This window comes from Chthoniobacter sp. (genome assembly GCF_040003245.1).
GTDB lineage: Bacteria > Verrucomicrobiota > Verrucomicrobiia > Chthoniobacterales > Chthoniobacteraceae > Chthoniobacter.
The window spans coordinates 1-11,012 of sequence record NZ_JBDUCX010000230.1 but is presented as its reverse complement, the minus strand read 5'-3'; the positions used below and the strand labels follow the sequence as shown (position 1 = coordinate 11,012).

General features: G+C 58.4%; 9 protein-coding genes. 6 read left to right on the top strand and 3 right to left on the bottom strand.

The features are described 5' to 3' along the window. Positions 1–1,135: 1,135 nt before the first annotated feature. Together ABJF10_RS24490 and ABJF10_RS24485 are read right to left on the bottom strand one after the other, a co-directional pair. Positions 1,136–1,720, bottom strand: a complete 585-nt coding sequence (locus ABJF10_RS24490; protein ID WP_348547251.1) for a zeta toxin family protein — start codon at positions 1,718–1,720, stop codon at positions 1,136–1,138. Next, positions 1,717–2,100, bottom strand: coding sequence for a hypothetical protein (locus ABJF10_RS24485; RefSeq protein ID WP_348547250.1), 384 nt, complete (start codon positions 2,098–2,100; stop codon positions 1,717–1,719). Before ABJF10_RS24485 ends, ABJF10_RS24490 begins: the two co-directional genes overlap by 4 nt. A 94-nt stretch (positions 2,101–2,194) precedes the next feature. On the opposite strand from ABJF10_RS24485, the gene ABJF10_RS24480 reads away from it, so the two are divergent. From ABJF10_RS24480 to ABJF10_RS24455, 6 genes are all read left to right on the top strand, one after another. After that, on the top strand, positions 2,195–3,841 hold the full coding sequence (locus ABJF10_RS24480) for a hypothetical protein (RefSeq protein WP_348547249.1): 1,647 nt from the start codon (positions 2,195–2,197) through the stop codon (positions 3,839–3,841). A 3-nt stretch (positions 3,842–3,844) separates the two neighbouring features. Continuing rightward, positions 3,845–4,072 (top strand): helix-turn-helix transcriptional regulator, encoded by a 228-nt coding sequence (locus tag ABJF10_RS24475; RefSeq protein ID WP_348547248.1) that lies wholly within the window; start codon positions 3,845–3,847, stop codon positions 4,070–4,072. A gap of 106 nt (positions 4,073–4,178) precedes the next feature. Next, a complete protein-coding gene (dcm, locus tag ABJF10_RS24470) occupies positions 4,179–5,525 on the top strand; it encodes a DNA (cytosine-5-)-methyltransferase (protein WP_348547247.1) in 1,347 nt (448 codons plus the stop codon). Beyond that, positions 5,509–7,056, top strand: a complete 1,548-nt coding sequence (locus ABJF10_RS24465) for an ATP-binding protein (protein ID WP_348547246.1) — start codon at positions 5,509–5,511, stop codon at positions 7,054–7,056. Before dcm ends, ABJF10_RS24465 begins: the two co-directional genes overlap by 17 nt. A gap of 6 nt (positions 7,057–7,062) precedes the next feature. Next, a complete protein-coding gene (locus ABJF10_RS24460; RefSeq protein ID WP_348547245.1) occupies positions 7,063–9,312 on the top strand; it encodes a Z1 domain-containing protein in 2,250 nt (749 codons plus the stop codon). Then, positions 9,309–10,316 (top strand): PD-(D/E)XK motif protein, encoded by a 1,008-nt coding sequence (locus ABJF10_RS24455; protein ID WP_348547244.1) that lies wholly within the window; start codon positions 9,309–9,311, stop codon positions 10,314–10,316. The genes ABJF10_RS24460 and ABJF10_RS24455 overlap by 4 nt, the downstream gene beginning before the upstream one ends. A 255-nt stretch (positions 10,317–10,571) precedes the next feature. Here ABJF10_RS24455 and ABJF10_RS24450 read toward each other — a convergent pair. Next, positions 10,572–11,012: hypothetical protein (locus ABJF10_RS24450; protein ID WP_348547243.1), on the bottom strand; the 441-nt coding region annotated here is incomplete at its 5' end.

The window sequence follows — 11,012 nt, the reverse complement described above, 5'->3', positions numbered from 1 at the left end:
CCTCCAAACTTGGCCTGCACGAAGCCTCCCCGGAATTCCCTCGGAGGCTGAGCAAGGGTCCAACAAACATCCGCCGGGCGGGGGTCAGCACGCAGCGTGACGGTTCCTCTGGCTCGTTGTGTGCGACGAGGGCGCGGCCCGGAGGATCGTCGCGATGATCTGCGCCGCCCGCAACAAAGCGCACGGCTTCCGCGCGGAATCATGGGCGGAAGGCCGGGAGCGAAGAGAGGACGGCGCAGATGATCGCTGTCGGCCTCACCAACTCGGGAGTCTGTGCAAGGGCGTGGCGTCCGCCGACCGCAGCACAGTCTCCCCGGCGTAGCCGCATCAGGAAGGCGTTACGGAAACCTCGGTTGTCGTTGAGATAGGTGCGTCGAAGACGGTTCCTCCGGCTTTAACCAGCGAAGAGACCTCTTCCCTCCAAGAGCACCGCTGCGAACTTCCTGACCCGGTGTCACAGACGAAAAACGCGCCTTAATCCTTTCCGCATGTGCAATCGTGTATGGGCAGCATTGAGTCGAATCGTCGGCTCCGAAACATTTCAGCGTGAATTCATAGCGACCTCTTCTCGGCGAGCGAGCACAGTCAACGGTGGAGCGCACGAACGAGCAATACCTTGACGGCGCGCAGCGAGCTATAAAATCGAGTCGCGATTCACGCTCCGGGGCGGCTGGGATTGATGAGTTCTTGCTCGAAGATTCGAGCAGTAAACGATGTGGCCGAGTAGCGCAGCGAAGCGGCGACATCATCGCGCGGGGGCAGCGAAGTCTTCGGACACGGCCGATGTCTTCGTGCGGTCGTAGATTCTCTAAATAGCGATGAAAGTTGCGCCTCAAGAAATGCCGAGCTTGGGAATGGAATTTGTGCGCAAATGCGGGAGCGCATCTGCGCTTCATCTCGAAGCGCGTTGATGTGGCTGCGAAGGCAGCCGAAGCAGCGGCATCATTTCGGAGTGGCGGCGGAGCAAAGTCTTGGGGCTTGGCGAGCGTGGCTTCCGTGGGCGAGGTGGGGAAGCAAACGCGAGCGAGGCCAAAGTCTTTGCACGGTCTGAGGGTCGAATGCCCAGCTACAAGGATTGATACTTTGGCCGCCAGAATTACCTGTGTGTTTGTAAGCGTATTGAAATCACGATTCATCAAGCGCAAGTGCTGAGCGCAAGCCATTTCGGCACTGGATCGGAGAGGAAGACCGACTTCGCGCTCCGGAACTCAGCGACCTTTCGGAAGGGCGAGGCGAGAGCATCGTTGTCGAAAACTAGGACGATAGGGAGCGTTTGAATCGCGGCTTTGAGATTCAACATCGTCCGCGGGAATCGGGCGCTCAGTTTCTCGGATGGAACATCGTGCCCACCTTGGGTGACGCGCATTGCCACGCGCTGCTCGGAAGTCTCCGGGGTGGAAATGCCGATGAAGCAGAGCACGACGGTGTAGCCGGTCACCGCCGCGTTTTTGAGGAAGGTTAGTTTCTCACCCACTGGATCGGAGAAGACGGTTTCGAAGACAAAGCTCTCGCGCTGGCTGACGAGTTCGCGGCGCAACGCATCAGCGATTTCAGCGGCCTCGTAGGGGGACACGTCCAATTCGCGAGCGATGTCGTCGGCGTTGACGAACCGCAATCCGGCATCGCGTAGATGCGCGTGGAAAAAGGTGGTCTTGCCGGCACCATTGGGGCCGGCGATGGCGACGATGACCGGGCGTTGATCCAAGGCAGGATCAATCATGAAGCGGCACTCTCGTCGGTCGGCACGAAGCGCCGATTGACGAAGCGACCCAGCGTGCGCGTCCCATTCTCGCCGATTTGGATCAACAGTTCGGGACGGTCAGGGTCGGCCTCATAATGGGGAAATGGCCGCGACTTCAAATAGTCGGCGACGCGGCGGCGACCTTCCGGAGAATCGACCGATCCGAGGCTCTCAGAAAGAGGCCGACTCGTATCCGATTTTCGCAACGCAAAAGCCTCGCGTCCCCGGAGTAGAGGTTCGACAGCCCGCCCCAAGCTGGCCCAAAATTCAATTTGTCCGGCGATAGAACGTTGCGCGACTTCCGCGGTTAGTCGTGCATCGAGAACGAGGGAATCGGAAAGCTTGACCGGTTGGCTCATATACCTACGGTAGCGAAATGCTACCGGCGCGCAACCTTCCAGTTTTTTGCTCCGGTCCAAGGTGCGCTTATTTCAGTCAAATCCGTCGGCAGAGATGAATAGCAGTTCGTTCGAAACATGGCAGGTGGCACTCCCGCGCCGGGTGGCAACGCTGGCGCGCATGGAGCCGCTGCATCGTTTCGAGATTGCGAAAGCCGCGCGGAATCAAGATCTCAAAGATCATGATTTGCGCACGCTGGCGCTGATGGTTTTCGACGCGGTGATCGAGCACATGGGGCTCGCGGCGGGAGCATCGCAGGACGAAATCGTCTTCGCGCTGAAGCCGCTCATCGTCGCAGCGGAGCCGGATGCGGATGTCGCCCGTGTCGTGGAGGTCGCGACGGCGGTGTTGGATTTTCTGCTGAATGAGAGCGAGCGGCGTCGGGCTTTTTGCGAAATAGTGCGGGTGGTCGAAGGTGCGGTGCAGGTTCGACGTGAGGTGAGCTTTCACTATCTCCAGCAAGTCTTGGGAGCGAACGATGAACCGCTATATCGCGCGACTGTGGAGGGCATCAATATCTACACGGGCACGCTCGGTCTCGATGTGGAAGACGCGCATGCGGCGAATGCCGCCGTCCTGAAATACCAGATCGGGCGTGGGCGTTTTCGCGAAGCCGTGGCGACGGCGCGCCAGGCGGTGGCGATCAGCACCGCTTACGAACAAAAGGTGCGGCGGGCGCTCGACATCGCGCGTCGGGATGTGACGCAGGTGAACTGGGTGGGCGAAATTCTCACCACGCTGGATGAGGCGCGCGAGCATCTACGGACGCGCATCGATGCCGACAACGAGATCCTCGCGGCCGTCGAGGAGCATGGCGAGGAAGCGGAGGCGCACGAGCGCATTCACGTCGCCGATTTGGAAAAGCACATCCATTCCTGCCAATCGCGACACTCCGCTTTGCATGTCCTCGTCATGGATGCGAACGAGTCGTGGCTCGGGGAACATGCGCGGCAGGCCTTTCGCCCGCGCGCTCTCGGCGTGCTGCCCGACTTGGAGGCGCCGGTCTTGCGGTGCTCGCTCACGTTGATCGAGACGCGGCTCGACGACACGACGACTTGGGGGCTGACGGGGGCGTTTCTCCCTCCGTGGCCGCCGCACCTTGCCGACGGGCGGCGTCTCGCGGAGATGCTCCTCGCGCCTCAGCGGGAGCAAGAAGGCGGAGACTCGGCGCAAATCGAGCCCGACGCGGAGGAGATGACGCAGGCGCCGGATCGTTTCACTGAGCACGATTATCGCAACGCCGAAGGGCTGCTTTCCGCCATTCCCGAAAGCGGCGCGCTTGTCTCGACGATGCTCGCGGATGCGCGGGCGCGGGGGTTCGGCGAGACAACGCAGACATTGCTCTATTTGCTGGCCCTCCGTGACTACGGTGAGGCGGAGGAGAATGTGGAATATGTCGTCGAAGCCGCCGCGCATTGTTTCATCGCCGACCGCTCTTACCATCAAGTCACCGGGGACCAGATGAAGTTCATCACGATCTGCGACTACACCGGCATCATCGAATGCGAAATTTTCGCCCAAACCTACCGCCGCTTCGGCCTGGAAACCGTCCGCAACCCCGTTGTCGAAGTCGAAGCCCGCGTCACGCCTTTCGACAGCGGCCTCGGCTGCTCCCTTGAAGTGCTCCGGGTCGGGAAGCCGCGGCAGACCCCTGTAGCGGATTGCGGCTTGACTCATCGTCCTATTGAAAGTTTGACTTAATCCATGCGAAAACAAGCGCGCCCGCTAGCGGTATTCGGACGAAACGTGCGAAAAGTCCGCGCCGGTTCCGGCCTGACCCAACAGCGCGTCGGCATGATCGCGCATCTCGATCCAACGTATATCAGCGGCATTGAGCGCGGGGTTCGGAATCCAACGCTGCGAATCATTTCCCGATTGGCGAAGGCCCTAAAGGTGCCCGTCGAAAAACTTTGCGCAGGAGTGCGCGAATGAACAAGTTGACCGAGGACCAAGCGGCGGCGGACTCGATCATTTCGTGGCTGGTTCAATCAGAACGAACTTGGATCAGCCCGGACTGCGGCGAGCGAGGATGTTGCGAATGCGCTTCATAGACATATTCGCAGGTCTTGGAGGCTTTCACCTGGCACTGCGCCAGTTGGGGCATAAGTGTGTCTTCGCCTCTGAACTGGACTCTTCCTTGCGCGAAACCTATGAAGAGAATCACGGCATCGAGCCGAAGGGAGATATTCGCGAAGTAAACCAGGAGGACATTCCCGCTCATGATGTCCTATGCGCCGGATTTCCGTGCCAGCCGTTTTCAAAGGCGGGCGACCAGGATGGTTTCGGTTGCAAACTATGGGGCGACTTGTTCGATCATGTGATCGCAATCCTTTCCCGCCACAAGCCGGAGTTTGTGCTGCTGGAGAACGTGCCGAATCTTACGAAGCATGATGAGGGGCGAACCTGGAAAAAGGTCATCGAGATGCTGCGCGGAGCGGGCTACATCAGCGATTCGCGCATATTTTCACCGCATGAGTTTGGCGTGCCGCAGATTCGCAAGCGCGTGTATATCGTCGCGCGCAGAGGCGGCTTGCAAGGTTTCACGTGGCCGAAGCCGCAGCAATTCCCCAATCTGCACATTAACTCTGTCCTCACCACGAACCCACCGGACGCGAAGCCGATACCGAAGCACGTCGTTGAATGCCTGAAAATGTGGCAGCGGTTCATCAAACAATATCCAAAGGACGAGGAACTCCCGACATTTCCAATTTGGGCGATGGAGTTCGGTGCAAATTACCCTTTCGAGGATTTCGCTCCCGTTTCGATGAAGCCGTCAGAACTGCGCAAATTTCGCGGCGCTTACGGTTGCCCGCTTACCGAGTGGACGGATGCCGAATTACCCGCCGGGTTGCCGCCATACGCGCAGGGCGAAAAGAAATTCCCCGACTGGAAAATCGATTTCATCCGTAAGAATCGAAAACTTTACCAAGACCACAAAGCGTGGATCGACGACTGGAAAGAAGAGTTGCTCGATTTTCCACCTAGCCTTCAAAAGCTTGAGTGGAACTGCAAAGGCGGCGAACGGAACATCTGGAATTACGTGCTGCAATTTCGCGCCTCCGGCGTGCGCGTGAAGAAGCCGTCCACCGCCCCGTCGCTTATCGCCATGACGGTGACGCAAGTTCCCATCATAGCGTGGGAGAAGCGTTACATGACGCCGCGGGAGTGCGCCAAACTCCAAAGTATGGAATCGCTGAAGGTTCTCCCCGTTGCTTCGACTGCCGCCTACAAAGCCCTTGGCAACGCGATCAATGTTCGCGTTATGCACTCCATCGCGAGCGCCTTAATTGGTAACGCGGACCCGACGACGCCTGCCTGCCCAAATGAATTGTTACCTCCTGCAATGCTAAGGAAAAGTAATGCCCCCCATGGCGTCGCTGCATAAGGTCAATATCCGTCCGAGTGTCAGTGTGCTTTCGGTATTGAGGCATCTGAACTACAAGCCGTGGTTTGCCCTCTCTGAGTTCGTGGACAATGCCATCCAGAGTGCCATGAGCAATGAGCGGCAGCTTCGCGCCATTTCGGGTAAGGGCTATAGGCTCAAGGTCGAGATCGAGATCAATCCCGAAGACGGCGGACAAATTGTGATTCGTGATAACGGCGGCGGTATCGCGCTTGTGGATTTCCCGCGTGCATTTCGTCCCGCTGACATTCCGCCGGATCGCTCCGGGTTGTCTGAATTCGGCATGGGAATGAAAAGCGCGGCCTTCTGGTTTGCCTCGCGCTGGTCGGTGCGAACCTCCGCCCTTGGCGAAGCAATCGAACGACAGGTCAACTTGGACATCCACGCGATTCTAGCGGACAAGATCGAAGACCTCGACGTGACGGAACGCCGGGCAGACGCAAACGCCCACTTTACGGAGCTTGTCCTCACCAGACTCCACCAAACGCCGCAGGGCAAAACGCTGACGAAAATCGCCGAGCATCTTTGCAGCATTTACCGTGTCTTTCTTCGTGAAGGGTCTCTCGAACTGCGGTTCAAGGGGGAGCAACTGAATTACACCGCTCCTGGCATCATGAAGGTCCCCTACTTCAAGACTCCCTCCATGCCTCCCGTGGTGTGGCGGAAGGAAATCGATTTCGACTTCGGGCAGTCCCTTCGAGTGCATGGCTTTGCGGCACTCTTTGAAGTGGCGAGCACGACGAAAGCTGGCTTTGCGCTGTTCCGCCGCAACCGACTGATTCAAGGAAGCGCCGATGAAGGCTATCGCCCTCACACGATTTTCGGGAACCCAAACGACTACACGTTCCAACGGCTATTCGGTGAACTGCACCTCGATGGCTTCGAGGTGAGCCACACCAAGGACGGATTCCGATGGGACGACAACGAGGAGCCGTTCCTGCAATTACTCCATCAGCATCTCGATGCCGATCCCTTGCCCCTGCTCAGGCAGGCTGAAGGTCATCGCGTGCGGCCAAAAGCGGAGGACTACGTTCGGGGAGCGGAGAAAGCAAATGAACGCACCACCGAGACAATCCAAAAGTTCGTGCCGCCGTTGATACAAAAGCAGCACGCGTTGGGACCGGACGCCGCGCCGGTCCCCGCAAAACTGCCGCGAGTCGAAGCACCGGCTTCTGTCCGAGAAATTGAAGTCAAGGTGGAGCGCGTGAAATGGCTCGTGCGAATCGAACTCTCCACCGACCCGGCCGTCGGCGACTGGTATTCTATCAGCGATGCTGCGAGTAAGTCATCTGCATCCACCGGGCACCGTCTGCTCTGTCTGCGCCTCTCGCTGACTCACCCGTTCATGCAGCAGTTCTGTGGGACGACCGCGGAAAAGATTGAACCGATGCTCCGCATCGCCGCCGCGCTGGCGCTGGCGGAAACGACTGCGCGAGACAGCGGGGTCAAGAGTCCTGGCACGATTCGGCGGAATCTGAACGATCTCTTGCGAAACGCATTTTCACAGCCGTAGAAATCTATGTCCGACGACCAACAATCCGATCCCAACGTGGAAACTGTGCAAGCCGCCGGGGGTGCGACCCCACCAGGAGATTTGTGGTGTCCTGTAGTCGGCGAGCAACTGAAGCAGACGCTGGAGGCCAAGAACCTGCCCGCGGCGGAACGAGAAATTATTGAGCGTCAGACTGCGGCACTTCTTGCCAAGTGCGTGCCTCCTTCGCTCGGAGAGGGACGTGACACCGGCCTCGCGCTCGGCTACGTGCAAAGCGGAAAGACGCTCTCGTTCACCTGCGTGGCAGCATTGGCGCGGGACAATCTGTTCCCGCTCGTGATCGTCATCACAGGCACATCGGTTCCACTATTCCAGCAATCCGTTCGTCGCCTTCGGCTCGACTTGGGAATCGACAACCCTGGCAGTCATGAGTGGCGCTGGCAGTTTTTTCAGAATCCAACTCTCAAGCAGCATCACCACGGCAGAATCAGAGATTTTCTCGCGGAATGGCATGAGCCGCGTGTCCTAGACAAACAAACCTGTCTGATCACGGTGATGAAGAATCATCGCCACCTTTCCAACCTGGTGGATTTGCTGCAGGCGCTCGATATTCGAGGCGTGCCCACGCTCGTCATTGATGACGAAGCGGATCAAGCCGGCCTGAACACGCTAGTGAGACAAAATGACGAGAGCCGCACTTACCAACGATTGCTCGAAGTGCGAGATGCGCTCCCTCATCACACCTATCTCCAATACACTGCGACGCCACAAGCACCTCTGCTAATCAACATCATTGATGTTCTCTCTCCCCGCTTCGTCGAGGTCTTGGAGCCGGGGCGTGGTTATGTCGGATTGGTTGATTTTTTCCAACGCAACCAAGGTCTTGTGCAGACGATTCCCGATGACGAGGTTCCCTCCGCTCTAATTCAACTCCATGGTGCTCCGGAGAGTTTACGTGAAGCGTTGCGGCTCTTTTTTCTTGGCGTCGCGGCCGGGAAGCTACTGCGAAGCCCCGAAAGAAACCGCTCCATGCTAGTTCACCCGTCGCGCCTTCAGGACAAGCACGCCGATTATTTCAATTGGGTCTCGGCTGTCCGCACGGAATGGCTGCGGTTGCTGAGTGCGGACGGAGACCCAGACCAAGCAGCACTGCTCGAAGACTTCCAACTAACGCACTCCAACCTCGCTTCGACGTATCCCGACGTGCCGGCGTTCTCGGAAATCGAGAGCGTTCTCTGGCAGGAGATAAATCGAACACAGGTTTGGGAAGTGAACGCGCGGCTCGGGAAGACGCCGGACATCGTGTGGCAGTCGGGCTACGCTCACATTTTGGTCGGCGGGCAGGCAATGGATCGCGGCTTTACTGTTGAAGGGCTAACCGTGACTTATATGCCGCGTGGTAAGGGCGTGGGTAACGCCGACACGATTCAGCAGCGGGCGCGATTCTTGGGATACAAGCGCGCCTATCTCGGTTTGTGCAGGGTATTTCTCGAAAGCGACGTACAGCGTGCGTTCTCGGTCTATGTCAATCACGAGGAGCATGTCCGGGAACTATTGAGGAAACACTCTTCGTCTGGCCGCTCGCTCGCAGAATGGCGTCGAGCTTTTTTCCTCGACCGCTCGCTCAAGCCGACGCGGCGCAACGTCCTGGATTTGGACTATCAGCATGTGAATTTCACGGCGGACTGGTTCTACCCGCGCGCGCCCCACTTCACCGTTCGTGCCGTCGAACATAACCGCGCCCTCGTTACTACGTTGGAGACGCTGCACTTTGGACCGTTGGACGGCCATCCAGAACGAACCGACACGATGCAGGTCGGCTATGCGCGCGTCGCGCTCGAAGATTTGTTCCAAGGTTTCCTGTCACAGTTCCAACACACCGACCCGAACGACAGCCAGCGATACACCGGCCTGCTCCTCCAAGTGCGGGAATTCCTAGATCGCAATCCCGAGGCACCCGCCAGCATCTACCTGATGTCTTGGGCGCCAGCCTCCGGTCAGATTTCGAGAACCCGCTCCTTGGATGCAAATTCCGAATTGCCGTCTTCCGGTGCGTTCTTTCAAGGCGCGAGCATCGGACGGGGGCAGCACAAGACTGGCGACGTATATCCGGGTGATCGCGCGATCCATCCTGCCGATGAGTTCGCCGTCCAGATCCATCTGCTCACGCTCAATTCGGCAGGTGGAACTACTGTGTGCGAACGTGTGCCCGCAATCGCGATCAAGCTGCCGCCAGCGATGGGCGGTGACACGCTCATCCAAGACCTACCGGTATGACGCCCGCCGAGTTTGTGGGCGCATTCGACGCGCTGCCCCTCCCGCAACCGAGCACCGTTTCATCGTGCTCGTTCAGCGCGATCCCGGTAGAGCCCGACAACGCGCACAAGCTTGGTAAAGACGAAGGTGGCTGCCCGTGCCTGCTGGTTTCTACAGGTCCGGCGACGAAAGGTCGGACGCGGGTCCCGCTTGTTTTGGAGAACCTCGCCGTTCTGTTCGATTTGCGTTGTCATGTCTCAGCACTCACCAAAGCGCCTCAAGTCGGAACTTTCACGGTGATCAAGTGTGTCTCGGCGGATGCGGTCGTTCGCTCGCATTTTCTGGCTCTGCTACCCGGAATCTCCGCAGCCCTTGGGCGGACAAGCGACAAAACAAAAATTGCGTCTGTAGTCGAAGACATAGTCGAGTTGTTCCGCGCGCTCAGCGCGATACCCAGGAGGGAGGTTCAGGGTTTGTGGGGTGAGCTATTGCTCATTCATGAGGCCAAGAACGCTTCCGCGCTCGCCGAGGCATGGCACGCAGAACCGACCGACCGATACGATTTCAACCGAGGCGCAGAGCGCATCGAAGCCAAAACTGCGTCACGAAAACCGCGATGCCATCACTTCACCCTTGAACAACTGACTCCTCCCACTAGCACGCGGTTAGTCATTGCATCCATGTTTGTGGAAAGCTCCGGAGCGGGAGCCAGTGTGTTCGATTTGCTGGACGCCATCCGCCAGCGGCTCGGACGCAAACCGCAATTGCACCTCCGTCTCACGCGTCTCGTTCACCAAACCTTGGGGTCGGCATGGCAGACAGCCCGCAATATCCGCTTTGACGTCGAGGCAGCAAAGCAATCGCTTCGCTACTTTGACGGCGGTTCAATCCCGCGGGTGGCGCTACCATTGCCGGATGCAGTCTCGGAGGTAAGCTTCATCGCAGATTTGGACCGGGTGAAGCCGCTTGTGCCAAAGGATCTTTCAAAAGCAAATGGCCTTATTGGGAGCCTCCCACTCGGTTGATACTTGTCAGACTTCTCGTTTATTCGAGCAGGTAGCCATGATCCCGCGGCGACAATTTTCATGAGGTGACACAGGTCGTTGTCCTTCCGCGCGGATTCACACGATGATTCGCAGGAACATCATCTTCCGCTTTCGGCACCACGATGCGTCCGGGGCCAGTCGTGTTCTCGGTAGTCGTGATGTTTCGATGGAGGAGAATCTTGCGGCGTGTCGTCCGGGTAGCCGCGGGGAATGGCCCTGGCCTTAAGCAGACCTTCACACTGCCACTGATGGGGCTTTTGCGCGCTTGGTGCCTGCGACTTGCCGGAGAGCATCGTCCATAGGATCGAGGGATTGTTCCGCGCCTTCGTCGAGTCTGGCGGAGGCTTGGTTCTTCGTGATGTCGAGAGCTTCGATGATCTCTTGCTGGCGTTTCGCGGCCGCGGTCAGCTTTTCCTCGTGCTCGAATGGGTGGTCGAGTTGCTTGGTGAGGTCTTTGGTTTGTTTGTGACTCTGATTCAGGTCGGATTCACGTTCTCGAAGGCGATCTGCCATGCTGTCGAGAGCATGTTCGACGGAGGCGATGGTGCCCGCTGGGCTGTCGCTCACGTTGGCTTTGTATTCGGCTCTCCCGTGGATGATGAGGTTGGCTCGTTCGTCGAAACGATGCAGCGAGATGGGGAAGCCGCCGATCTCGCCGATGGCCTTGGTGGATTG

Coding starts and splice junctions, on each gene's coding strand:
- ABJF10_RS24485 (WP_348547250.1), bottom strand. CDS start 2,100: ATGAGCCAACCGGTCAAGCTTTCCGATTCCCTCGTTCTCGATGCACGA.
- ABJF10_RS24455 (WP_348547244.1), top strand. CDS start 9,309: ATGACGCCCGCCGAGTTTGTGGGCGCATTCGACGCGCTGCCCCTCCCG.
- ABJF10_RS24480 (WP_348547249.1), top strand. CDS start 2,195: ATGAATAGCAGTTCGTTCGAAACATGGCAGGTGGCACTCCCGCGCCGG.
- ABJF10_RS24460 (WP_348547245.1), top strand. CDS start 7,063: ATGTCCGACGACCAACAATCCGATCCCAACGTGGAAACTGTGCAAGCC.
- dcm (WP_348547247.1), top strand. CDS start 4,179: ATGCGCTTCATAGACATATTCGCAGGTCTTGGAGGCTTTCACCTGGCA.
- ABJF10_RS24475 (WP_348547248.1), top strand. CDS start 3,845: ATGCGAAAACAAGCGCGCCCGCTAGCGGTATTCGGACGAAACGTGCGA.
- ABJF10_RS24490 (WP_348547251.1), bottom strand. CDS start 1,720: ATGATTGATCCTGCCTTGGATCAACGCCCGGTCATCGTCGCCATCGCC.
- ABJF10_RS24465 (WP_348547246.1), top strand. CDS start 5,509: ATGGCGTCGCTGCATAAGGTCAATATCCGTCCGAGTGTCAGTGTGCTT.